The sequence below is a fragment of the Phytopseudomonas flavescens genome (assembly GCF_900100535.1).
GTDB lineage: Bacteria > Pseudomonadota > Gammaproteobacteria > Pseudomonadales > Pseudomonadaceae > Aquipseudomonas > Aquipseudomonas flavescens.
The window spans coordinates 52,924-78,438 of the sequence record NZ_FNDG01000026.1 but is presented as its reverse complement, the minus strand read 5'-3'; the positions used below and the strand labels follow the sequence as shown (position 1 = coordinate 78,438).

At 67.8% G+C, this 25,515-nt stretch carries 18 protein-coding genes; all 18 read left to right on the top strand.

From position 1 onward, the window contains the following. Positions 1-347: integrase core domain-containing protein (locus BLR94_RS24415; protein WP_139207481.1), on the top strand; the 347-nt coding region annotated here is incomplete at its 5' end. Between the two features lie 399 nt (positions 348-746). After that, positions 747-1,412: a response regulator transcription factor gene (locus BLR94_RS24410; RefSeq protein ID WP_084308574.1), complete on the top strand. Its 666-nt coding sequence runs from the start codon at positions 747-749 to the stop codon at positions 1,410-1,412. Further along, positions 1,399-2,832, top strand: coding sequence for a sensor histidine kinase (locus BLR94_RS24405; protein ID WP_084308573.1), 1,434 nt, complete (start codon positions 1,399-1,401; stop codon positions 2,830-2,832). The genes BLR94_RS24410 and BLR94_RS24405 overlap by 14 nt, the downstream gene beginning before the upstream one ends. Before the next feature lie 126 nt (positions 2,833-2,958). After that, positions 2,959-3,159 (top strand): Flp family type IVb pilin, encoded by a 201-nt coding sequence (locus tag BLR94_RS24400; protein WP_084308572.1) that lies wholly within the window; start codon positions 2,959-2,961, stop codon positions 3,157-3,159. 21 nt (positions 3,160-3,180) lie between these two features. Further along, a complete protein-coding gene (locus tag BLR94_RS24395; RefSeq protein ID WP_084308571.1) occupies positions 3,181-3,744 on the top strand; it encodes an A24 family peptidase in 564 nt (187 codons plus the stop codon). 15 nt (positions 3,745-3,759) lie between these two features. Beyond that, a complete protein-coding gene (gene cpaB, locus BLR94_RS24390) occupies positions 3,760-4,677 on the top strand; it encodes a Flp pilus assembly protein CpaB (protein ID WP_084308570.1) in 918 nt (305 codons plus the stop codon). A gap of 40 nt (positions 4,678-4,717) precedes the next feature. Further along, positions 4,718-6,286, top strand: coding sequence for a type II and III secretion system protein family protein (locus BLR94_RS24385; RefSeq protein WP_084308569.1), 1,569 nt, complete (start codon positions 4,718-4,720; stop codon positions 6,284-6,286). An 11-nt stretch (positions 6,287-6,297) separates the two neighbouring features. Continuing rightward, entirely contained in the window at positions 6,298-6,951 is a 654-nt protein-coding gene (locus tag BLR94_RS24380; RefSeq protein WP_084308568.1) for a CpaD family pilus assembly lipoprotein, read from the top strand. Between the two features lie 97 nt (positions 6,952-7,048). Then, a complete protein-coding gene (locus tag BLR94_RS24375; RefSeq protein WP_175154259.1) occupies positions 7,049-8,278 on the top strand; it encodes a CpaE/TadZ family protein in 1,230 nt (409 codons plus the stop codon). A gap of 13 nt (positions 8,279-8,291) precedes the next feature. Beyond that, positions 8,292-9,659, top strand: a complete 1,368-nt coding sequence (locus BLR94_RS24370) for a TadA family conjugal transfer-associated ATPase (RefSeq protein ID WP_084308567.1) — start codon at positions 8,292-8,294, stop codon at positions 9,657-9,659. Beyond that, complete coding sequence (locus BLR94_RS24365) at positions 9,659-10,648, top strand: type II secretion system F family protein (RefSeq protein ID WP_208601366.1); 990 nt, start codon at positions 9,659-9,661, stop codon at positions 10,646-10,648. The genes BLR94_RS24370 and BLR94_RS24365 overlap by 1 nt, the downstream gene beginning before the upstream one ends. Continuing rightward, a complete protein-coding gene (locus BLR94_RS24360) occupies positions 10,645-11,625 on the top strand; it encodes a type II secretion system F family protein (RefSeq protein ID WP_084308566.1) in 981 nt (326 codons plus the stop codon). The genes BLR94_RS24365 and BLR94_RS24360 overlap by 4 nt, the downstream gene beginning before the upstream one ends. A 14-nt stretch (positions 11,626-11,639) precedes the next feature. Then, on the top strand, positions 11,640-12,488 hold the full coding sequence (locus tag BLR94_RS27625; RefSeq protein WP_084308565.1) for a tetratricopeptide repeat protein: 849 nt from the start codon (positions 11,640-11,642) through the stop codon (positions 12,486-12,488). 3 nt (positions 12,489-12,491) lie between these two features. Then, positions 12,492-13,007, top strand: coding sequence for a TadE/TadG family type IV pilus assembly protein (locus tag BLR94_RS24350; RefSeq protein ID WP_084308564.1), 516 nt, complete (start codon positions 12,492-12,494; stop codon positions 13,005-13,007). Then, entirely contained in the window at positions 13,004-13,594 is a 591-nt protein-coding gene (locus tag BLR94_RS24345) for a TadE/TadG family type IV pilus assembly protein (RefSeq protein WP_084308563.1), read from the top strand. The genes BLR94_RS24350 and BLR94_RS24345 overlap by 4 nt, the downstream gene beginning before the upstream one ends. A gap of 13 nt (positions 13,595-13,607) precedes the next feature. Next, the gene (locus BLR94_RS24340; protein ID WP_084308562.1) at positions 13,608-13,868 is read left to right on the top strand and encodes a YbaN family protein; all 261 of its coding nucleotides are present in this window, start codon (positions 13,608-13,610) and stop codon (positions 13,866-13,868) included. A gap of 161 nt (positions 13,869-14,029) precedes the next feature. After that, on the top strand, positions 14,030-15,604 hold the full coding sequence (locus BLR94_RS24335; RefSeq protein ID WP_084308561.1) for a Tad domain-containing protein: 1,575 nt from the start codon (positions 14,030-14,032) through the stop codon (positions 15,602-15,604). A gap of 35 nt (positions 15,605-15,639) precedes the next feature. Beyond that, positions 15,640-25,497: a putative Ig domain-containing protein gene (locus BLR94_RS24330; RefSeq protein ID WP_084308560.1), complete on the top strand. Its 9,858-nt coding sequence runs from the start codon at positions 15,640-15,642 to the stop codon at positions 25,495-25,497. The last annotated feature ends 18 nt before the right edge of the window (positions 25,498-25,515 follow it).

Below are 25,515 nucleotides of genomic sequence, written 5' to 3'. Positions count from 1 at the left end.
GCTACTACCGCGGCCTGGGCATACGGATTACTCGCATCATGACCGACAATGGCGTCTGCTACCGATCCAAGCGCTTCCGGCGTTTGGTGCGCAGGCTTGGCTTGCGTCATCTGTGGACCAAACCCTACACACCGCGCACCAACGGCAAGGCCGAGCGATTCATCCAGACCAGCTTGCGCGAGTGGGCGTATGCCTGCAGCTATGACACTTCAGAGCAACGGGCCGCCCACCTGCTACCTTGGCTTCATCATTACAACTGGCACCGACCTCACGCCAGCCTAGGCTACCTACCACCCATCAGTCGCGCGCCACTTCCACTGAACAACGTACTGGGTTTACACAGCTAGGCGCAGGACGCAGGCAGAGGATTAGCCGTCCGCGTGTTCCCTTGCCAAGTCGTCCACCAACGCATGGCGGGATCTCTCGCGCAACCTAGGCGGCCCCGCCCGCGCGGCCGGGCCCATGGCAGGTGAATGGCGCAGGTACCTTGGCGGCCGATTCCTGCACTGCGCAGCCCTGATTTTCCCCTGTCCGCCTGCCGCGCGCCCCCCGGGACAACCCTGCCAATGCTTTCGCAGAGGCTCGTTGCGGGGATTCGGCGTGCCGACAAAAAACTGTTCAGTTAGTTCAGACTTCGTGCATAATGAGAATCATTAACACTAAATTAAGAGTTCTTAATTCTTGACCTCGCGTTTCGCCTGCTAAAAAGGTGCTCGCGGAGAGGGAGTTGAGGCGAGGAACTGTTCATGCGTGTGCTCGTAGTCGAAGACGATGTGGCGGTCAGCCACTGGATCAGCAGCAAACTGCACGCATCCGGCCATAACTGCAAAATGGTCGACAATGGCGAGGGTGCGTTGCAGATCATCCAGACCGAGGCCTTCGATGTGGTGGTGCTCGATCGCATCCTGCCCAAGATGGATGGCATCGAAGTGCTTACCCGCCTCAACGGCCGCAGCCATCCACCGATCCTGATTCTCTCGGCCAACGACCAGACATCCGACCGTATCGAAGGCCTGCGCGCCGGTGCCGACGATTACCTGGGCAAACCCTTCGACTTCACCGAACTGCTGCTGCGCCTCGAACTGTTGATCCGCCGCCGACCACAGGCGCAATCGGGCGAAAGCCTGCACATCGAGGATCTGCGCATCGACCTGGGCCGCCGCGAAGTTTCGCGCTCGGGGCAGCGTATCGATCTCACCGACAAGGAGTTCAAGCTGCTTCAGGTGCTGGCCGAAAACCGCGGCCAGACCGTGACGCGCAGCATGCTGCTGGAAAAGGTCTGGGGCTATCACTTCGATCCGCAGACCAACCTGATCGACGTGCACCTGTCGAAGTTACGCAACAAGATCGACAAGGATTTCAAGCCTGCCCTGCTTCGTACAATCAGGGCGATCGGCTATGTACTTGGCTGATGACCGACTGCACCAACTCCTCAATACCAGCAGTTTCCGCCAGGCCACGACAGTGGCCTTCATCTGCCTACTGATCGCCCTGGCCTCGATCATCCTCAGCAACCACCTGCTCGAAATCATCATGCGCAACCATGTACGCGACATGATCCTGCTCGATATCCGCACCCAGCAGATGCATGGCCGCCTGGCCAACGCGCCGCAAGTCGCTTCGGCACTGCGCTACCGGCAACCCATTGAAATACGCAAGGATCGCCATTCCATCGTGCTCGACAGCCAAGGCACCGCGCTGTACGGCGATGCCCACCTGTTTCCCAGCGACTGCCCTGCCCCCTGCGAAACCAACTGGCGCCATGTCGAGTTGCGGGACGCCCAAGGCAACCCCAGTGAAATGCTCGGCCTGCTGGTGCCCCTCGACGACGGCGGCCAATACTTCAGCGCCTACGATCTACGGCCCATGCTCGAACGCACGCGCATCATCCCGCTCATGGCGGGTGCCGGCCTGCTGATCATTCTGCTGTCGATCCTGATCATCAGCCTGCCGTTCAGCCTGCGCAATCTGTACCGCATCAATCGCATCCGCGATGCGCTGGTGCTTTACGCCGGGGGCGACCATAGCGTGAAAGTGCCCTATGACCACCAGGGTGACGAGTTCGACCAGCTCGGCGAAGAGATCAACCATGCCTTGCTGCGCATCAACCGGCTGATGGATGACGTGCAGAACATCACCAGCCATATCGCCCACGAACTGCGCACTCCCCTCACCCGCCTGCAGAATCGCCTGCTGAACGTCGCCGACACCCTGGAAGGCGAATCCCGTGAAGAGCTGTTACGTGCCGTGCAGGACAGCGAACGCATTCAGAACCTGTTCCGCGCCGTCATGCGCGTGGCCGAAGTCGAGACCGGCCGTTGCGCCCACCAGTTCAGCACACTCGGTGCACGGCAGTTGCTCAACGACATCTGCGACTATTACTTGCCGCTGGCGGAGGAACGCGGCTGCGAACTGCAGATCAGGCATAACGACCTGCAGCTCTATGGCGACCAGGCCCTGCTCTTCCAGGCGCTGGCCAACCTGATCGACAACGCACTCAAGTACGCACCCGCCGGCCAGCCGATCATGCTCACCGCCTGCGGCCACGGCGGATGGACCCACCTGAGCGTGGCCGACAGCGGCCCGGGCATCCCCGCCGAACTCAATGGCACCGCCATCGAACGCTTCCAGCGCCTGAACCTGAACGCGGAGATTCCCGGCAATGGCCTGGGATTGACGCTGACCAAGGCGATCGCCGAACTGCATGGCGGCGAGCTGCTGCTGGAGGACAACAGGCCAGGCCTGCGCGCCATATTGCGACTCAAGGCAGTGGTCAGGCCGGTGGCCGAGAACGCCACCCCGGATGCCCCGAAAGCCGCGCCGCTGACCTGAACACAGCGCCGCATGCGGCCTTCCTTAAGCATTCTTAATGAAGCGCACCTTGAAGCTCAATTGATAATCAATCCTAATATCACTCTCTGTTCCCCACCCTGCAAACGCACCCAAGGAGTTGTCCCCATGGCCAACCAACTGAAGAAATTCCTCGCCGATGAAAGCGGTGTGACAGCCATCGAATACGGCATCCTCGCGGCTGCCATGGCAGCGGCCATTGGCGTGATCTTCGGTTCGGACGGCGTGTTCGTCACCGCCCTCAAGGAGCGTTTCTCGTCGATCGCCGAGCAGATCACCAACACCAACAATCCCGGTAGCGGCAAGTAAGTAACCGGGCTGGAGCGCCTCATGCACCCGGATACCTTCAGCCTTCTGGTACTGCTACCCGCGCTGGCTTTCATCTGCGCCTCGGATCTGCTCTACCGGCGCATACACAACCTGCTGATTCTGGTACTGCTGGCACTGTGGTTGATCATGCCGGTCTGCGCGCCCTTCGGCTTCGGCCCCTGGGGTGATCTGCACAGCGGCGAACTGCTGGAGCGCATCGCGCGCAACCTGCTGGGCGCCACGCTGGTGATGCTAGTGGGCTACTGCCTGTTCTGTCTCGGTCGAGTCGGGGCGGGGGACGTCAAGCTGATGGCAGTCATTTGCCTGTGGATGGGACAGGGCAACCAGATGACCTTCCTCATCGTCACGGCATTGGCCGGCGGTCTGCTGGCACTGGCTCTGCCTGTGCTGGCGGCACTGGAAGCCGCCCTGGCTCAGGCCTGGCAACGTCTCGGCAACACCTGCCCCTCCCTGCAGATACCTACGCCAACGGTACTCACCAACCAACGACCAGTCGGCATTCCCTACGGCCTGGCCATCGCCGCGGGTGCCTTCTACACGCTGTTAGGCCCCCTTCACTACTGAGTGCACGGTTCAACCATGAAAACCCCTTCCGTCCTTCTTCTGGCCGGCACCTTGCTGGTTGCCGGTAGTGCGGCGCTGCTGGCTCGCGTGCTGCTCACTCCGCCCCCGCCACCTCCTGCGCACGTGGTCGAAAGCAAGCCCGTGGAACAGCCCAAGCCCAGCCACCCGTCCATTCTGGTCGCCAGCCGTGACCTGCAGCCCGGCGATTTCATCGACCCATCGGCGCTGCGCTGGCAAGCCAGCGACACGGCTCATGACGATCGCCTTTACTTCGTCGAAGGGGACGAAGAAAGCCGCCACCTGACCGGTGCCAGCGTGCGCCAGCCGATTGCCGCTGGCGCCCCGCTGACCAGTAACCTGGTGGTCAAGGCCAACGAACCGGGCTTCATCGCCACGGTGATCAAGCCGGGGATGCGCGCCATCGCCGTGCCGACCAGCAACAGCGCCAGTCTGTACAGCATGATCAGCCTCGGCGACCGGGTGGATGTACTGGTCAACCTGCAGCGCGATCAGGAACAAACCCAGGACGCCACTCTGCAGACGCCGCGCCTGGCAGCACAAACCTTGCTGCAGGATGTGCGCGTGCTGTCGATCAACAACCGCATGCGCAGCCCGCTGCAACCCAGGCCGGAGGCGGACGCCAAGAACAACAAGAACCCGGATGCCTATCCCGATTCCTACCCCGAAGTAGTGACCCTGGAAGTTCCGCCGGTATATGCAGAGCGTCTGGCCCTTGCCAACCAGATCGGCACCTTGCAACTGCTGCTGCGCAGCAGCCTGGAGCCAAGCACTGGGCAGGCTACGCCAGGTACGCAGCGGGTCACCACCCTGGCACAGACCACCCGGATCTACGAGGCCTCCGCGCCGGCGGTATCCGAGGTCAACACCTTCCGTGGCGATGCGGCCACCGCCGTGCAATTCGGCTCGCGCTGAGCAGCCTAGTCGTTCATCGAGCCCAACCGAGATACCGAAAATGAAGTTCGCGTATAACCCTCTCGCCTTGTCACTGGCCTGCCTGCTCGCGTCCGCTGCCACCTGCCCCGCGCTCGCCAGCGAGCCCGCCGTGGACGAGCTGCCCGTCGCCGAGCCGGCAGACGCCTACAACCCGGACCTGGATCTGGCCTTCGCCCGCGACTATTACGCACAGAATGGCCTGGCGCAGGCGGCCGAAGACACCCCACTGGCCAGCGCCCCGGTGGCAACGCCAGCGCCACGCAAGGTGCGCAAGGCGCTGGTGCAGGTCGAGGAAACCGAAACTGTCCAGCTGACCATGAACGAGGGGCGCCTGCTGCAATTGCCCCGGGCCGCTGCCAACGTCATGGTGGCCAACCCGGAGATCGCCAGCTACCAGATTCCCAGCCCCGGCAGCGTGTTCGTCTTCGCCAAGGCGCCCGGCACCACCACCCTGTACGCCCTGGATGGCGATGACGAAGTGATTTCCGCCATCCGCCTGGTCGCCACGCGCAACAGTGCTGCCCTGGAGCGGCTCAGCGAGCAGATCGCCAACGAAGTGCCCGGCGCCAAGGTCGAGTTCGTGCCCTCGGGCAGCAGCCTGATCGTGCGCGGCAGCGTGCGTACGCCGCAACAGGCCAAGCAGGTGATGGACAGCGTCGAGGCCAACCTGGGCGCGCGTTCCGAGCGCGCGGGGGCCACCGGAGGCAACGGCGGCGGGCAAGGTGGACAACAGGGCCAACTGCCGGCACCGCGGGTGATCAACCAGCTCAAGGTGGAGCTGTCCGCCCAGGTCAACATCAGCGTGCGCATCGTCGAGGTCTCGCGCAGCCTGAGTTCGTCCCTGGGTCTGAACTGGGACGTCGCGCTCAAGGATGGCAACTACTTCCTGCGCAACGGCGCCAGCCTGTTCGATGCCACCACCGGCGCGTTCAGCGGCGCCAGCGTGACCAACGCGGTGGCCGGTGGCTTCCACCGTAACGGCTCGACCACCGTGGCCGGGCTGCTCACCGCGCTATCCGAAGATGGCCTGGCGACGGTGCTGGCCGAGCCCAACCTGACCGCCATGTCCGGCGAGACCGCTGGCTTCGCCGCCGGCGGCGAGGTGCCGATCGTCACCTTCGTCAACAACAGCGTGAACATCGATTACAAGCAGTATGGCGTGATCATGCGCATGACCCCGACCCTGCTCTCGCCCAGGCGCATCAGCCTGCGCGTGGCCCCGGAAGTCAGCGATCTGTCCAATGATGGCGCGGTCGAACTGGACGGTTTCACCATTCCCGCCTTCAAGGTGCGCCGTGCCGATACCACGGTCGAGCTGGCCAGCGGCCAGAGCTTCGCCCTGGCCGGCATGCTGCGCAGCAACGTCGCCCAGCAGGTCAGCAGCGTGCCCGGTCTGCGCAGCCTGCCTGGCCTCGGCCGCCTGTTCGAGACCGAGACCAGTTCCCAGGAAGATACCGAACTGGTGATCATCGCCACCGCCTACGTGGTCGAGCCCACCACGCCGGGCGAACTGCAGGCCCCCGGTCATGGCATTCGCGCCCTGGACAGCCAGATCCCCGCCCAAGCCACTGCCGGCTACCTGTTCTGAGGAGCGTCAACATGCCTATCCGATCCCTGTTGCCGCTAGTGGCGGCGTGCCTGCTGGCGAGCGGCTGCGACCGTCATGTCAACCAACTGCGCGAGGCCCGCTTCGGCAGCGATGCCAGCGCCGTCCAGCCCAGCGTCGCGCCCTCGGCCCTGGTCGCTTCGCTGCAGGCCGCCGGCAACGGCAGTTTCACCGCCGATTCGCTGGCCAACCTCAATACCCTGCTGCGCGCCCAGGGGCCCCTGTCGCGCCAGACCCTGACCCTGCAGCCCTATACCCCCAGCGGCGAACGCCTGGCCCAGCGCCTGGCCAGCGTCCTGCGCGAACAGGGCATACCGGCCACACAGGTCATCGTCATGCCCTCCCGCCTGGAGGCGTCCAAGGTCCAGGACTGGGACCTGCAGGTGGTTTCCGAAGCCCTGGTGGTACGTGTGCCGGACTGCCGCATCGCCGACGCCGAGGCCTGGACGGTCAGGCCGTACGAGGCGGTCGGCACGCTGGGCTGCGCCAACCGCGCCAACATCGCGCGCATGGTCGCCGACCCGCGCGACCTGATGCGCCCGCAGGCACTGGACGGCGGCGACGGCATGGCCGCGGTGAATGCCGTGGGCCGCTACCACGACGACGAAGTGCGCGAACTGCTCGATATCGACTTCCAGGAAGACTGACCGGCCGCCGCTGCAGCCGTCAAGGCATGCAGCGGCGGCGTCCGGCCCGTCTCCACCAGCGCGCCAAGCCTGCGGCCGGCGCCAAGAGGACCCCGAGATGAATCCGAACACCCCGAACACCCGCCAGACGCCGACGGACCTGCTGCTGTTCGCCGCCGATGGAGAGCAGGCCGGCCACTACGGCAAGCACCTCGTGCGCCTCGGCTGCCAGCCCGAACAGGCACGTACCGGGGGCGTGCGCGCCGCCATCGAGTGGTGCCGTGGCAGGGCCGCGCCGGACGTGCTGCTGGTGGACCTGGATGGCGACAGCCTGCCGCTGCAGTCGCTGGCCGAACTGGGCGAGCTGTGCGATCCGTCGTGCCAGATCGTCGCCCTGGGCAGCAAGCAGGACGTCGATCTGTACCGCAGCCTGCTGCACAGCGGGGTCTTCGACTACCTGCTCAAGCCGGTGTCCCTGGATCTGCTGGCCGACACCCTGAGCCGCGCCCGTAACCTCGGCTACCAGGAACCCCATGGCGTGCGCAGCGGACGTACCATCGCGGTCATCGGCAGCGGTGGCGGCTGCGGCACCAGCACGGTGGTCGCCGGCCTCGGCCTGCTGCTCTCGCAGCAGCGCCACACCGCCACCGCGGTGGTCGACTTCGACCGCGGCAAGGGCGACCAAAACCTGCTCCTCGGCTACGACGGCGAGGCCGGCCTGGCCGGTGCCCTGGCCAGCAGCGAAATCGACACACGCTTGCTGCAACGGGCCATGGGCCAGATCAACGAGCGCCTGCACCTGCTCGCCCAGGCACCGGCGCTGCGCCACGACCCGGCGTTGCACGCCGAGCACCTGCTGAACCTCGGCGGCAATCTGTGCCGGCTGTTCAACCAGGTGATCTGGGACCTGCCGGCCGGTTGCCCGCCAGGCGCTCTGGACGTGCTCGGCCATGCGCAGACGCGCATTCTGCTCACCGACCTCAGCGTGCAGAGCGCCCGCAGCCTGCACCGCCTGCTGCGCGAGATCGGCGACGAGAGCGAAGGCCAGCAGCTGCTGGTGGTGGCCAACGCAGTGCGCGGTAACCTGGCCCCGGTGGTCGAACGCAGCCAGTTCGAGGCATTCATCGAGCGCCGGGTGGATCTGCAACTGCCCCACGCCGGCAATGCCCTGGCCGACAGCCTGCTGGCCGGCCCGCTGCGGCTGGATGGCGCGACCCCGTTCCAGGACACCCTGCTGGATCTCGCCGACCTGGCCATAGGGCATACCCCCAAGCGCGCGACCACTGCCTCGGCCAGCCTGATCGCCCGCCTGCGCCAAGCGCTCGCGCGCCAGCGTTCGGCCGCCTGAGAGGATCCCCGCCATGCTCATCCGTCATCCGAACCGCGCCCGCGAAGCACGCAAGCCGCAGCCCGCCGCGGCCAGCGCCGAACCCGCCCAGGAAATCCGCGCCACCAGCGTACAGCGCAGTGCACAGGCGCGTCCCACCGATACCCTGGGTGCGCAGAATCGCAAGCTGATTCGCGGCTACCTCTACGACCAGATAGACCCCCTCAAGGCGGCGGCCATGGGGCGCGACAAGCTGCGCGGGCAGATCGAGACGATGATCCGGCGCATCTGCGACGAGCATCGCCTGCAGCTGTCGCGCCAGGAAGAGGAAGCCATTGGCGAGGAAATGCTCAATGAAATGGTCGGCATCGGGCCCATCGAGCCCCTGCTGGCCGACGACTCGGTGAACGATATTCTGGTCAACGGCGCCGGCCAGGTGTTCGTCGAACGCTTCGGCAAACTGGAGCTGTCGTCGATCACCTTCGTCGACGAGGAACACGTCTTCAATACCGCCCAGCGTATCGCCGCCGCCGTGGGCAGGCGCATCGACGAGAGCCATCCGATGGTCGATGCGCGCCTGGCCGACGGCAGCCGGGTCAACGTCATCACCTACCCGCTGGCGATCGACGGCACGACTATTTCGATCCGCAAGTTCATGCGCCGCAACATGTCGCTGGAGATCCTCGCCGAGCGCGGCGCGTTGTCCATGGAGATGGTCGAGGTACTGCGCCGGGCGATGGTCGCCAAGCTCAACATCATCGTTTCCGGCGGCACCGGCGCGGGCAAGACCACGCTGCTCAACGCCCTGTCGCAGAAGATCAGCTTCGATGACCGCATCATCACCATCGAGGATGCCGCCGAACTGCAGCTGCAACAGATTCACGTGGTGCGCCTGGAGACCCGCCCGGTCAGCGCCGAAGGCACCGGCAAGGTCGACCAGCGCGATCTGGTGCGCAACGCCCTGCGCATGCGCCCGGACCGCATCATCCTCGGCGAGGTGCGCGGCGGCGAGAGCTTCGACATGCTGCAGGCGATGAACACCGGCCACGACGGCTCGCTGTGCACGGTTCACGCCAACACCCCGCGCGACGCGATCATGCGCCTGGAAAACATGGTGATGATGGCCAGCATGCAACTGCCGCTGGAGGCCATCCGCCGGCAGATCGCCAGCGCGGTGAACCTGATCGTGCAGGTCGAGCGCATGCGCGACGGTGGCCGGCGCATCGTCTCGATCACCGAGGTCTGCGGCATGGAGAACGACGTGATCCAGACTCAGGAACTGTTCGCCTTCCAGACCAGCAGCATCGACGCCCAGGGTCGTCTGCTCGGGCAATACGTGGCCAGCGGCCAGCGCCCGCAGTTCTACGGCACCCACGCCCACCTGTTCGAGGGCCAGCGCTGATGGACGCGGTACTCGACCTGCTGACCCTGCTGGTGTTCGCCGCCGTGGTCCTCGCCGTGCTCGCTGCCCGTAGCCTGTCCAGACGCGGCCAGCGCGACAAGGCAGTGAACCTGCGTCTGCTGAAGCTCAAGGAGGCGCTCGACGGTCAGGTTCGCCAGGACAGCAGCCTGCCGACGGTAGACGGCATTCTGCGCGACATGGAGCGCACGCCATTGGCTGACCTGCCGGTGCTCGGCCCGCACATCGCCCGTATCTGGCTAGGCCTCAGCGTGCTGGGCTGGCAAAAGAACCTGGGCATGCGCGTGACCCTGACCGCATTCGCCAGCCTGCTGATCGGCGTGCTGCTAGGCCGCGAAACGCCCTTCCCCGTGCTCGGCAGCCTGCTGTTGAGCCTGATCGCCTTCGCCGTACTGGCCCTGCTGGGCTACCGCAGCGGCATGGCCCGGCACCTGCACGAACTCAAGATGAGCCTGCCGGAAGCCATCGACGCGGTGACCCGTACCGCCCGCGCCGGGGTGCCGGTCAGCAACGCCTTCGCCCTGGTAGGGCCGAACCTGGCAGGCCCGCTGGCCCTGGAGTTCGCCCTGATCGACAACTGGCTGCGCCTCGGCGTGCCGCTGCGCCAGGCCATGCAGGATTCGGCACGGCGCATTGCGCTCAACGAGTACCGCTTCTTCGCGGTGATCCTGATCATCAACCAGGAAGCCGGCGGACGCCTGGGGGAAACCCTCGACCGCCTCTCCGCCACCTTGCGCGACCGCCAGGAACTGCACCTGAAGATCCAGGCCAAGACCTCGGAGGCCCGCGCCTCGGCGAAGATCGTCGCCTCGCTGGTGCCCCTGGCCCTCGGTTACATGTACCTGAACTCGCCGAAGGACTTCCACTTCCTGCTGGGCGACCCGACCGGCAACATCGTGTTGTTTTACGCCTTCGGCAGTGTCGCTCTGGGCCTGACCATCACCCAACTGATGGTTCGGAGGGTGTCATGACCAGTTGGCTCGATGCCCCCCTCGCCGGCATCGCCCTGGCCATCCTGCTGGCCGGTATCGGCCTGCTGCTGATCGCCCTGCACCAGCGTCATCGCCAGGTGCCGCTGAGCACCCGCCTGGCCACCGGCGCACGAGATACCCGGGCGGGTGCCGCCCAGCGGGATGCCGCCCAGGTCAACGACATCCTGCGCCAGCAGGGCCTGCACCTGCCGCCGCGCCTGCTGGCGCTGCTGCTGCCGGTGGCGCGCTTCGGTGAAACGCTTGCCGGCACCGATCAGGATCGCCAGAAACTGCGGCGGCTGCTCTCCATGGCCGGCCTGCGCAGCAGGGAGGCGCTGGGCCTGCTGATGGTCGGCAAATATGCACTCGGTCTGCTGCTGACCGGCATCGTGCTGTTCGGTGTACTCGAACCCGGCTCGCGGCTGGGCCTCAACGGCCTGGCTGGCGGTCTGATCGCGCTGTTCGTCGGCACCACCCTGCCGGAAATCTGGCTCAAGCTGCGCAGCGCCCAACGCGGCGAACGCCTGGAACGCAGCCTGCCGGACGGCCTCGACCTGATGGTGATCTGCGCCGAAGCGGGACTGCCACTGGGACGCGTGCTGCAGGTGGTGTCCAAGGAACTGAGCCTGTCCGCCGCGGAACTGGCCGATGAACTGCGCTACACCTACGCCGAGTTGCAGATCCTCAGCGATCGCCCGCGCGCCCTGCTCAACCTGGCCGGGCGCACGGGTGCCAAGGGCATCGAAAGCATGGTCGCCACCCTGATCCAGGCCGAGCGCTACGGCACGCCGCTCTCCCAGGCGCTGCGCACCCTCTCCGAAGAAAGCCGCAAGACCCTGATCCTCACGCTTGAGGAACGCGCCGGCAAACTGCCCGCCCAGCTCAGCGTGCCCCTGATGACCCTGATCCTGCCCCCCATCGTGGCGATGATGGGCGCACCGGCCATGGTGCGCATCGTCCGCCTGCTCGGCCAATGACCCGGAAGCCCGCCATGTCCCTGTTGCGTCCCACCCTGCTCCCCGTGCTGCTTGCCCTGGCCCTCAACGGCTGCGCCAACCTCGTACCGTCGCCCAGCGCGCCCCCCCAGGGCAAGGAAGCCCGCGAAGCGCTCGCCCTGGCCCATACCCTGCGTGACAACGGCCGCCTGCAGGCCGCCTACGAGGTCTATGCGCGCATGGCCGAGCGCGGCCAGCTGGGCGGCAGCTACCTGCTCGAATACGCCAGCGTCGCCGCTGCCGTGCGCCCGCCCCAGGAGGCGCTGGCGCTGTACCAGCAGGCCCGACAGGCGCTTGGCGAGACCCTGAGCAAGCTGCCGGCGGCCCAGCGCCTGGCGCTGTGCAACGGCAACGGGCGCGCGCGCCTGGCGCTGGGCCAGGCCACCCTGGCCGAGAAGGACTTCCGCTGCGCCCTGCAGGCCGCCCCCGGCGATGCCCAGGCGCACAACGGCCTGGGCGTGGCGCTGAACCTGCAGGGCCGTGACGCCGAGGCGCGCCTGCAGTTCGAACAGGCCCTGGCGAGCGATGCGGCCTACAGCCCGGCGGTCAACAACCTGGCCCTGTCCTGGCTGGCCAGCGGCGACAGCGCCAAGGCCATCGGCCTGCTCAACGGCGCCCGCGGGCAGGACATCTCGCTGCAGCTCAACCTGGCCCTGGCCTACGTGATGGCCGACCAGGACGACACCGCCGGGCGCATCCTGCAGGACAACCTGGAAGCGTCCTATGCCGGCAGCATACTCGACGGCTTTCGCGCCGCCCGCCAGCGGGTCCGGGCCGGCGCTCCGCTGGCCAGCGAACTGCTCGCCGCCAGCCAGCAGCCACTGGCGCTCAAGGAACAGGACTGACACATGGCCCGCACTCGCTTGCGCGCGCTGCTGCACCACGAGGATGGCGTCACCGCCGTGGAGACCGCGCTGATCCTGCCGGTACTGTTCTTCGGCGTGATGATGATCTTCGAACTGGCGCGCATCGCGCTGATGATCGGCATCGGCAACCTGGCCCTGGAGCGGGCGCTGCAGGACTTCCGCCAGGATCGCGCGTTCTACCAGCAGAACCCGGAAATCCTCCAGCAGGCCATCGAGCAGCGCCTGGTCGAGGGCGCCTACGGCCTGCTCGACCAGAGCGAACTGGCGGTCGAGCTGCTGGCCTTCGACAACCTGCGCCAGTTCGGCGGTGGCCAGGAAGATGCCGAGCTCGACGAGGCCGACGCCTCGCCGCCGGTGCTCAGCGTCACCGTCGACATGACCCAACGCTTCATCACGCCGCTGCCCGCGCTGTTCGGCCTGGGCGACGCCTTCCAGTACCAGTACCGGCAGTTGCTCGGCAACCTGACCAGCGAACCGGCCACGGAGGGCAGCCCGTGACGCTCTCGCGCAGCAAGCAGCGTGGCAACGCCTTGGTGGAAAGCGCGCTGTCCCTGCCGCTGCTGATCGGCGCCGCGTTGCTGATCGGCGACCTCTACAACATCAACTTGGCGCGCGCCCATCTGGAGCAGTCCGCCCACAGCATCGCCAGCACCCTGGCCATGCAGAACCGTCTAGACCGTGACGGCCTGCAGGCACTGGTCGAGCAGGCAGCGGCACCGGACATCCTCGGCGACTACGAGCTGCTGATCAGCAAGGTCGCCATCGACCGCCGCCTGCTCTGGCGCACCGTGCGCCGTGGCACGGCGCAAGGCTTGTGCCCGGAGTACGCGAAGGGCCAGTACTACACCGGTGAACTGCCCGAGGAACGGGCCATACAGAGCGACGACAGCGGCGCTCAGCAGACCCTCGCCGACACCGCCCTGCTGGTGGTGCAACTGTGCCGCAACAGCGACAACCTGGCCCTGAGCAACGGGCTGTTGCAGGACAAGAACATGCAGGCCATCGCCTTCGCCCGCGCGGTCTACCACGACGTGGAACTGGACAGCGTGCTGCGCCAGGAAGCCGGGGTGCAGGACGAGCCCTGAACGCGGCTGCAACATGAAGGCCTGTGAACTTGCCGGGGCCTCCCCTCGGCGTCTACTGCGCGCCTCCCAGCCCGACGCCCTGGCCATGCCCCCCACCGGCGGCTTCAAGCGCCAGGCCTACCTGCTGCCGGCCTGGGCCAGCCTCGCCTGCGCCATGCTCGGCGTGCTGCTGCCGGCCACCGAGTTCGTCCTGCTCGCCGTCTGGGCCACGGCCAGGCGCTGGCCCCGTCTGCATGGGCGCCGCGGCAGCCTGGCCGTGGAGCCGGCTCATTAAGCATTCTTAATGAAGCGGTGATTGCCTGATATTGGGAATAATTCTTATCTTTATTCGCCCTTCAGGGCACCCCTGTCATCGTCCACGCAAAGGCCCGTTCACACCATGACGCCTACCTCCCGCATTCCTCACCGCGATCACCTCGCGCTGGGCGCCCGCGCATGATCCGCCGTCGGCAGCAGCGCGGTAGCGTCGCAGCCTTCATGGTGCTGGCCATCGGCGGCGCCCTGTTGGCCACGGCGTACGCACTGGACACCAGCCGCATGACCAACGGCGCCGGCCAGCTCAAGCGCGCCACCGATGCCGCGGCGATGGCCGTAGGCAACGAACGTCTGCTCAACGCCGAGCAGCCGCTGGAACAGCTGCAAGCGCTGGCCCAGGGCTACGTGCTCAACAACCTGGGCATGGACAGCAGCCTGGGCCAGCGGATCAGCCACGACGCCATCCGCCTGAGCCACGAAACCGATGACCAGCAGCGCGACCGCTACCGGGTCGAGGTGGCCTTCACCGCCGAGCCGGAGCTGCTCGGCGGCGATGCCGAGGAAATCCGCGTGCACTCCACCGTCGAGGTGGTGGCGCGGGCCACCGAGATCGCCGTGGTGATTCCCAACACCGGCACCGAGGACGACGCCGAGATGGCCGCCCTGCGCCGCCTGTTCAAGCGCTTCTCGCGCAACCTGCTGGGCGAGCGGACCGACAGCCGGCAGCGCATCTGGATTTCCCTGGTGCCCTACAGCCAGGCGGTGAACGTGTCCGACACCGACATGGCCCTGACCCGCCGGCGCATCATGAACTGGGCGACCCCGGCGGCCATCAGCCCGGTGGAGCTGACCTCGCTGTACCGCACCGGCAAGCTGAGCAACCTGGCCGATGCCCGCCACCCCAACTTCCGCAGCCCGCTGAAGCTGCTATGCCTGAACCGCGGCCTGCACCTGGGCGAGAACTACGACTGGGACCAGCCGCCGAGCGGACGCTTCACGCGCATCTACTACCGCGCCGACATCCCCTCCAACAACATCGGCTCGGACTACCCGACCCACGCCATCACCTGGATCGGCCCCAATCCGGATTTCGGCCAGGCCAGCGGCACCAACGACTCGCGTGACCTGATCGCCGACCGTGGCTGCCCCAAGGCCGCGCTGCTGCCGCTGACCAACGACCTGGACAAGATCGACACGCGCCTGGACGAGATGCGCAAGGCGTTCAACGTCAACTACGCCATCGCCCTGGGCTGGGCCGGCCACGCCCTGTCGCCGCGCATGCGCGGCAGCAACGGCTGGCGCGACGACGAGCTGCCCCTGGACTTCGCCGAGGGCGACGGCGCCGAACGGAACGCCAAGATCATCGTGATGCTGGCCAACACCACCGGCGACTGGGTCGACAGCGACGCCTACAACGCCCCCGCGGTCGGCGAGAACGTCGATGGCGCCGAACAGGCCGGCGAAGGCGGCCGGGCGGCGGCGACCCGACGCATCCAGCTGCTGTGCGAAAGCTTTCGCAACCGCAACCTGAAGTTGCATTTCATCGGCGTACGTCCGGGCGAACCGGACGACTTCGGCCGCCAGCTGTTCGACCAGGTCATCGGCACGCCACTGCGCACCTGCTCCAGCGGCACCGGCAGCATGACCTTCGCCGACGCCTCGAACTTCCGCGAAGGCGAGACGCAGATCCAGAGCCTGCTGGCCGACATCACCGAACAGATCAAGCACGAATACTACGCCCGGCTGGTCGAGTGACCGCTCGCCGTCCACCCACCCGACAGGATACCGCCATGCCCCTGCATCCCCCTGCCCGCCCTCGCGCCAAGCGCAGCCCCCTGGCCCTGGCCTTAGAACCGCGCATCCTGCTCGATGCCGCGGCGCTCGCCACGGCGGCGGACGTCGCCGCAGCGGTGGACGCCAGCGCCAGCGCGCCCGGTGTCGCGGCCACGCCCAACAGCGCCACGCTGACCATCGACGACGGCACCACCCAGTTCGCCGACATCGACCTGTTCGACAACGTCCAGGTCCAGCTCGACGGCAACGGCGAACCGTTGCAGGAACTGGTGATCCACCTCGACACCAGCGGCAGCAACCAGGCCCTGGTGATCGACGGCACGCAGATCCTGTTGCAGAGCAGCGAGTCCGCGCTCACCCGCGACACCGGCTACCAGTACCAGGTCGCGGTCAGCGCCGGCAGCACCACCATCACCGTCAGCATCGCCTCGGCGGCCGGCGATGCCAGCGACGTGGCCAGCCTGATCGACGGCATGGCCTACCGGGTGCTGGACAAGAGCGTGGAAAGCGGCACCGTCGAGGTGACCCTGCGCAGCCTGAGCGACAGTGGCGGCGAAAGCGCCGACCTGAGCGCCATCGGCGCCAGCGTGACCCTGGACAACCGCATCAACGTGGCACCGGTGCTCAGCGACAACGGCAGCCTCGAAGGCCGGGAGACGTTCAGCGCCGAGGAACTGGGCCTGGGCAGCGACCTGGAAGTGGCCTATTCGGCCAACGGCGCGTTCGCCTACCTGGCCGGCAGCAACGGCATCCAGGTGTTCGCGGTCGGCGCCGACGGCGCCCTCAGTCACCTGCAGAGCTACCAGAACAGTGCCCTGGGCAGCATCGCCCACCTGGTGGCGAGCGCCGACGGCAAGTCGCTGTACAGCGTCTCGGGCAACACCGAGGTGATCGACCTGCGCCTCGACGCCGACGGCCGCATCGCATCCGCCGTCGCCGTCTCCTCGCAGAACGGCGAGATCAACGGCGGCCTGGCGATCTCCGCCGATGGCAGCTACCTGTACGCCGGTACCGCCAACAACGATGTGGTGGTCTACCGGCGCGACACCAGCACGGGCGAGTTGAGCTACTTCACCCGCGCCATCGAGACCGGCAACAGCCGTGGCGGCCTGATCATCACCAGCGCCGACCGGGTGTTCATTCTCTACACGGGGGTCGGCCTCAACAGCGCGCCGAGCCTGGCGGTGTACCAGCATGGCAGCGACGGCAAGCTGGTCCAGCTCACCACCCTGACCCTGACCGAGCTGAGTGCGGCCAGCGCCAGCGATTCGCTGGCCCTCTCGGCGGACGGCCAGTACCTGTACATCGGCGACCCGGGCAAGGACGTCATCGCCATCCTGCGCTACGCCGACGGTGAACTGAGCCGGGTCGGCAGCGTGTCGATGAGCGACGTCACCAGCCTGGCCATGGCGGCGGATGGCACCACCCTGTATGCCCTGGGCGCGGATGGCAGGCTCAACGTCTACGCCGTCGCGGCCAACGGCAGCCTGGCGCTGAGCGCCAGCCAGAGTGGCAGCACGCCCGCCAGCGACCTTTCCGTGAGCGCTGGCGGTTCCCTGCTGCTGGCCGGCAGCGACCTGACCCGCTACACCCGGGTGCAGAGCCTGACCCAGGGCAGCGCCACGGTATTCGCCAGCACCCTCTCGCTGCGCGACGCCAACCTGGATGTGCTCGGCGACGGTGCGGGCAACTACAACGGTGCCAGCCTCAGCGTCGTGTCCAGCAGCGCTGGCGGCACCTTCGGCTTCGTCGACGGCAACGGCCTGGCCCGCTCGGGCGACGCCCTCACTCTCGACGGCACGGTCATCGCCCGCTTCGTGGTCGGCCAGGATGGCAGGCTCGCGGTGGCCTTCAGCGCCGACACCAGCAAGGCGGTGGCCAACCGGGTACTGCAGCAACTGACCTACAGCGCCGCGCCGGGTACCGCCACCGGCACCCTGGTGACCCTGGCCGTGGTGATCGGCGACGGTCAGTTGAGCAGCTCCAGCCACAATGTCCTGCTACGGGTCAACACGGCGCCGCAGGCCGACGCCGCCGGCTACACGCCACCGCTGGTGACCAGTGAGACGGACTACCGGGTGGAGCTGCCCGCCAGCCTGTTCGACGACGCCGATGGCGACCGCCTGACCTGGCGCGTCGACGGCTTGCCGGCCGGCCTGGTCTTCGATCCGCTGACCCGGATGGTTTCAGGCAGCACCACCGACGTGGGCAGCCATACCCTGACCGTCACGGCCACCGATACCTCGGGCACCAGCGCCAGCCTCGACCTGCAACTGCAGGTCGAGCAGATCGGCAACCGCGCGCCCGAGCACAACGCCGCCGCCAGCGACACGCTGCTGATCACCGTCGGCAGTAGCAGCATCACGCTGGACGCAGCCTTGTTCAGCGACCAGGACCAGACCTACGGCGACAGCCTCAGCTGGGCGCTGAGCGACCTGCCGCCAGGACTGACCTTCGACCCGGTGACACGCAGCATTTCCGGGACCACCAGCCAGACCGGCGACTATGCCGTCACGGTCAGCGTGACCGACGCGGGCGGGCTCACGGCCACGGCCCCGATCACCCTGCGGGTGATCTCACAGGCCGAGGCGGACAACAGCGCACCGACCCTCTCGGTGGACAGCAGCACCCTGGTCTATACCGCCAACAGCGGGCTCAGTGGCTACAGCGAATACGTCTACAGCATCCAGGTCTCGGCCGATGGCCGCAGCGTGCTGGTGGTCGGCAACGGCAGCGCCGGCCATGCCATCGCGCCGGGTGGCGGCAGCTCGCTGAACGTCTACAGCCGCGATCCCGAGTCCGGTGTGCTGACCCTGCAGCAGCGCTTCGTCCAGGGCACCGTGGACGATGGCGACGCCAGCAACGGCATCGAGGTGGACGGCCTCAACGGTGCGACGTCGGCCGTCTACTCCAGCGACGGTACGCAGCTGTATCTGGTCGGCCAGCAGGGCGCCGGGGGCAATTACCAGGTCAGCGTGTTCGCGGTCGGCGCCGACGGCACCCTCAGCGCCACCGGGCAAAGCGCCGATGCCGGCGCGACCCAGGTCAAGCAACTGGTCATGGCGGCGGACGGCAGCGCGCTGTACGGCATCGCCGGCAATACCCTGCTGGTGTTCGGCCGTGACGCCGATGGCGCGCTGGCCAATGCCACGGTCATCACCGACAGCACCTTCAACACCGCCTCGGCCATCGCCACCGATGCCCAGGGGACGGTCTACGTGCTCGGCGGTAGCCGGCTGATCATCTACCAGGCCGATGGCAACGGCGGCCTGACCCGGGCCACCGACATCAGCGGCAATGGCCTGACCAATTTCTCCCGCGGTCTGGCCGTGTCCGACAGCGGCTATCTGTACGTCGCCAGCGGCACCACCGGCAACCTGCTGACCTTCCACTACGACCGCACCGGCAACAGCCTCAGCGCCGTGCAGAGCAGCGCCACCGGCGGCCAGGCATGGGGCGTGGCACTGTCGGCCGACGGCAGCACCCTGTTCGTCGGCAACAACACCGGCGGCGTACGGATCTACAGCATCGGCGCGGACGGCAAGCCGGTCTACGTCAAGAGCGTGACCAATTCGGACTACCGCAGCTACCGCATCGCCGTCTCGGCGGATGGCAACTCGCTGTACGCCGGCGGTTTCTTCACCAAGGCCGGCCTGGGCCTGATCAGCATCTCCGACGCCGCGCAACTGGACTACAGCGAAGGCCAGGCGGAGTCCATCCACCCGGCCGCCAACCTGAGCATCGCCGACCTCGAACTCGATGCCCTGGCCAATGGCACCGGCAATTACCAGGGCGCGGTCATCAGCCTGGTACGGGCCGCTGGCGCCAGTGCCGACGACCGCTTCGACTTCAGCACCGGCAATGGCCTGGCGCGGGTCGGCGACGCCATCCAGCTCGACGGTGCCACCATCGCCACCTTCTCCAGCAGCGCCGGCACGCTGACCCTGACCTTCGTCGCCGAGACCAGCACTGCGGTCGCCAACCAGGTGCTGCGGCAGATCGCCTACGCCAACGTCAGCAACGACCCGCCGTCGAGCATCGAACTGAAGCTGACCGTGCAGGATGATTTCAAGAGTGGCACCAGCAGCCGCGCGCTGATCGTCACGGTGGCGGCGCTGAACGACGCGCCCACCGCTACCGCAGCGCCGCTGGCCAGCGTGCAGGAGCCGGGCAAGACCGCTGCCGCGCTGTTCAGCGACACCGTCATCTCCGCCGTGGAAGCCAGCCAGTCGATCATCGGCCTGACCTTCAGCGTGACCGGCCTGCACGATGGCGCCAGCGAAGCCCTGGTGGTGGACGGCACCCGCATCGCCCTGGTCGAGGGCAGCGGTTCCACCGCCAGCGGGCTGACCTACAGCGTCACCGTCAGCGACGCAGGCGTCACCCTGCAACTCAGCCATGCCAGCGGCATCGAAGGTAGCGCTGCTGCCGCCCTGGTCGACGGTCTGCGCTATGCCCACGATGATTCGGCGGCTGCCACCCTGGGCCAGCGCAGCGTGACCCTGAGCGCCGTGCAGGACAACGGCGGCACCGCCAATGGCGGCAGCGACCGTAGCGTCACGGCCATCGCCGCCACGGTCACGGTGAGCCGCGAAAGCCCCGAACTCGGCGCCGAGGTCGGCGCCCTGGAGCTGGCCGAGCTGGTCCAGTCCGGCGATTGGCCCAACCCCTATGCGGGGATCAACGGCGTGGTCAGCGTGGACGACCTGGTATACGTGCTGCGCAGCACCAGTGAATGGGTGTACGACGAGAGCAGCGGCACCGGCAGCGAGGTGCCGCTGAGCACGCTGTATGTGTTCCAGCGGGCCGCCGATGGCACCCTGAGCCTGCGCGACACGCTCGCCGCCAGCGCTGACAACGGCCTGGATACCGGCACCAGCGGCCTTGGCCTGTCGGGCGACGGCGCCACCCTGTTCCTGACCAGCGACACGGGCAGCGTGCTGCTGTTCGGCCGCGATGCGCAGGACGGCAGCCTCAGCCTGGCGGGCCATCTCGACACCGGCGGTGCCCTGGTCAACGACGTCCTGGTGCAGGGCGACACCGTCTACGTGACCAGCCAGCAGGGCCTCGGCGTGTTCCAGCGCAGCGCCGATGGCTGGAGCGAACTGGCACGCCAGCAGGCCGGCGAGACGGTCGGCTACACCGCGCTGCAGACCTCGCCGGACGGCAGCTTCCTGTTCGCCGCGGCCTCGGGCGGCAGCACCCTGGTCAGCGTGTTCGGGATTGCCGGCGACGGCAGCCTGACGCTGGTCGGGCACCTGGCCGGCGGTGCCGACGAACATTACGCCAACGCCCTGGGCCTGAGCCCGGACGGCAAGAGCCTGTACGTGGCCGATGGCGAAAGCCTGTACAGCCTGAGCGTCGGCGACAACGGCCAACTGACGCGCAACGCCGGCAGCCTCGAGTTGGGCGGCAGCGTTCGGCAACTGATCGTCTCGACGGATGGCAGCGCCCTGCTGGTGGTCGGCGAAAACCGCATCGGCCTGTATGCGCGGGCTGCCGATGGTAGCCTGAGCCAGCTCGTGCAGATCGACGGGGCCGGTGCGCTGCAACCCTGGGGCAGCCGCGAGGTGCCGTTCAGCGAGGTGCGCAGCGCCAGCCTCGGCGCCGATGGCACGCAACTGTACCTGACCGGCAACTTCGGCAGCGAAGGCTTGCTGGTACTCGACCTCAGGCCACAGGCCATGACCTTCGGCGAAGGCGGCCAGGCGGTGGCGATTCTGCCCGGCGGCACCCTGGCCGACCCGCAACTCGACGCGCTCGGTGGCGGCCTGGGCGACTACGACGGCGCCAGCATCATCGTCGAACGGGCCGACGGCGCCCAAACCGAGGACGTCTTCGGCCTGCTCGCCGGCAACGGCCTGAGCCTGGTGGACGGCCAGGTCCTGCTCGATGGCCGGGCGATCGCCAGCTTCGTGCAGGACGGCGGCCGCCTGACCCTCACCTTCATCGCCAGCCTGGGCACCAGCGATGCGCAGAACGTGCTGCGCAGCATCAGCTACCGCAACGACAGCCGCGACCCGGCCGGCGTCGCCAGCCTGCGCCTGACCCTGAACGATGGCGATGGCTACAGCGACAGCACCACCGTCGAGGTGGCCGTGGACGCGGTCAACGACGCCCCCGAGGTGAGCACCGACGCCCTGCAGCCGACCTACAACGCCGAAAGCGAGGCAGTCCGGCTGTTCGACAACACGCAGATCGACCTGATCGAATCCGGGCAAAGCGTCTGGCAGCTGATCCTCACCCTGGAGCCCGCCGCCACTGGCGACATCATTGGCGTGGAAGGTGGCCGTATCGCCCTCGACGGCGTGCCCAGCGGCGTGCAGACCAGCGCCAGCGGGCAGCAGTACCAAGTGCGCGTGGAGGACGGTAAGACCCTGCTGGTGCTGTACATCAACGGCGACGCCGAGCGCGCCGCGCAGGTGGTGGACAGCCTCACCTACAGCAACGCCGGCGACGACCTCAGCGGCACCCGCAGCATCAGCCTGAGCGTCAAGGACAGTGGCGGCGGCAGCGACACCGGCACCGCCGGCAGCCAGGCCAGCGTGACCCTGGCCCCGGCCCTGTCGCCCAACACCGCGCCATCGTTGGGGGGCACCGCGGCCAGCGTCGACTACACCGAGCAGGCCGCCGCGGTACTGATCGCGCCCGCGGCCACCCTCGCCGACACGCAGATGGACGCCTTCAACGGCGGTGCCGGCAACTACCACGGCGCAGTCCTGACCATCAGCCTCGGCGAAGGCAGCAGCGCGGCGCATGTACTCGGCTTCCAGGACGGCAACGGCCTGAGCCTGAGCGGCAGCGACCTGGTCAAGGACGGCAAGGTGATCGGCACGCTCAGCGTTGCCGACGGGGTGATGACCATCCGCTTCAGCGACGCCGCCGGCCAGGTGCCGACCACCGCCGATGCGCAGAACGTGCTGCGCCAGGTCAGCTACGCCAACGCCAGCGATGCGCCGCCGGCGCAGGTCGCCGTGCGCATCGTCCTGACCGACCAGCGTGGTCTCGCGGCGCCGGCGGTGTCGACGACCATCGCCATCGAGGCGATCAACGACGCGCCGGTGCTCGGCCTCGATCCCGGCCTGTCGATGGCCGACCTGGATCGCGTGCAGGACCTCGACCTGGGCCAGTACGGCCTGGCCGCACCCACCGCCTCGGCGATCTCCAGCGACGGCAGCCGCGTCTATATCGCCGACGCCCAGGGCCGCGTGGCCCTGTTCAGCCGGGCAGACGGAAGCGCTGAGCTGCGCTTCGTCGCCAGCCTCGCCACGGGCGATGGCACGGGCGGCCTGGCCCAGTTGCAGCTCAGCGCCGATGGCAAGAGCCTCTATGCCCTGCGCGCCGACGGCAACGCGATCCTCTGGTTCGACGCCGACGCCAGCGGCAACCTGACCCTGCAGGCCACGCTGCTCAGTGACTATGCCGTGGATGGCGGCAACCTCTACGGCATGACCGGTATCGCCCTGTCCGAGGACGGCCGCCACCTCTACCTGATCAACAGCAACGCCGGGCAACTGGCCTACTTCAGCCGCGACACCGGCAGCGGCGCACTGACCTACGTCGCCAGCCTGGGTGGCGACATGTGGGGAGCGCCCAACCTGTGGGCGCCGACCGAGATCGTCAGCCGTGGCGACCTGGTGTTGGTGGTCACCAGCGCGGGCAATGGCTCCTCGCTGATCGTCTACCAGCGCGACAGCGAGGGTGGCCTGGCCCTGCTGGGTTACTCGCGAGCAGGCGAGGCGCAACTCAGCGGCTTGCAGAACCTCGCCGTCAGCGCCGATGGCAGCCTGGTCTATGTTGCCAGCGACACCCGCATCGACGCCTTCCGCCTGGACCCCACGAGCGGCACGCTGAGCCATCTGGGTGGCTTCGACAGCAGTGCCGGTATCCGTGACATCGCCCTCTCCGCAGATGCCCAGGCGCTGTTCGTGACCCTGCAGGACGGCACCCTGCAGCGCTACCTCACCGCCAGCGGCGCACTCAAGGGCAGCGAGACCATCGCCGGTGCCGACCAGTTGCTGGTCACCGCCGACGGCGTGCTGGTCCTGGGTAGCGGCGCCAGTGTCGTCGGCTCGGGTCCGCTGCCGGCTCCGCGCCTCGAGTCCGGCAGCAGCACGCCGGTGCTGATCGGCCCGGCCATCACCCTCAGCGATGCCGAGCTGGATGCCGCCGACAACTACCAGGGGGCCAGCCTGACCATCACCGGCGCTGCCGGTGACCGTTTCGCCCTGCAGGCCGGCAACGGCTACAGCCTGGACGGCAGCCGCGTGCTGCGCGACGGCGTGGTCGTGGCCACCCTGGAGCAGCGCGATGGCGTCGCCACGCTGACCTTCAGCGCGGCGCTGACCCGCGCCGACGCCACGGCGCTGGTGCGCCAGTTGACCTACACCACCGATGCCTCCGGGATCACCCAGGCGGTCACCCGCCAGCTCACCCTGGTGTTCGACGATGGCGATGCCACCGACGCCCGCACCAGCAACAGCCAGACCCTCGACATCACCCTGCTGCCGCCGAACCAGCCGCCGCTGTTCAACGACGACTACAGCGGCTTCGGCCTGGCCCAGGCCGAGGCGGGCAAGCCCTACCAGGTGCGCCTGCCGGCCGACCTGTTCCGCGATCCCGAAGGCCAGGCCCTGAGCTACAGCGTCAGCGGCCTGCCCGGCGGCATGAGCTTCGACCCGGCCACGGGCATCCTGTCGGGAACCGCGCCACGGGATGTCGGCAGCCTGAGCCTGACCGTGACGGTGCGCGATGGGGCCGGGCAGGAGAGCGTCCTGCAGTTGCCGCTGCAGGTGGTCAACTCGGCGCCGGTCGCAGACGACCAGTATGAACTGACGCCCGCCAAAGGCGGCCAGGCCTACAGCGTCAATCTGCCGGACAGGCTGTTCAGCGATGCCAACGATGCCGAGCTGAGCTGGGCGATAGGCGAGTTACCTGGCTGGCTGAGCTACGATCCGGCCACCCGCACGCTGTCCGGCATCGCGCCGGCGAGCGCGGAGCCTTACACCATTGCCCTGGTCGCCAGCGACCCGCACGGCGCCAGCGTCAGTCTGACCCTGACCCTGCGCGTCAACGCGACCGTGACCGCGCCCGGACGCGATAGTGTGCTGCCGCTGCCGCAGCGCGGCGAACAGTCACCGGCGCAGGCCCGTGCCCTGCCCTCGCTGCGCTTGGCCGACGGGGCATTGAACGCGCCGCTGTTCGCCAGTGCGCAGGAACGGCCCGGCCTCGACACCGTGGCCGCCCCCACCACGACGGCGGCGAGCCTGCTGCGTGGCGATGGCGTGCTGATGGCCGAACGCGGCACCCTCAGCCAACAGCTGATCAGCGCCGACCGGGTCGTCGTCAGCGACCACAGCTTGCCCGCTAGCGGCGCGTTCGTGCTGCTGGGCGATACCCTGCGCACCAGCGTCGACCTGAGCAGCGCCGAGCCCCGCGGCATCACCCTCGCCGTGCCCAGCCAACTGCCCGACGGCAGCACGCCGCAGCGCGTCACCCTGGCCAACGGGCTGCCGCTGCCGAGCTGGGCGAGCTTCGACGCGCGCACCGGCGAACTGCGTCTCGACGGCAACCGCCTGCCACGTGACGGTGTGCTGCGCCTGACCCTGATCAGCCGCAACGCCGACGGCAGCGAACGCCGCACAGCGCTGGAGATCCGCGCCGAAGGCGTCACGGGCGCGACCGACTCGTCCGTGCCGCAGCCAGCGCCGGCCGACAGCGCCGGCGAATCGCTGCCCGAGCGCCTGCGCCAGGACAGCTCGAGCGCTTTGCTCAGCCAGGCACTCGACCTGCTCGACCAATTGAGTGACCTGGCTGGGGAGCCGGTCGCTGTCACCACACGCCACATCGCCTGAACACTGCCAAGGATCATC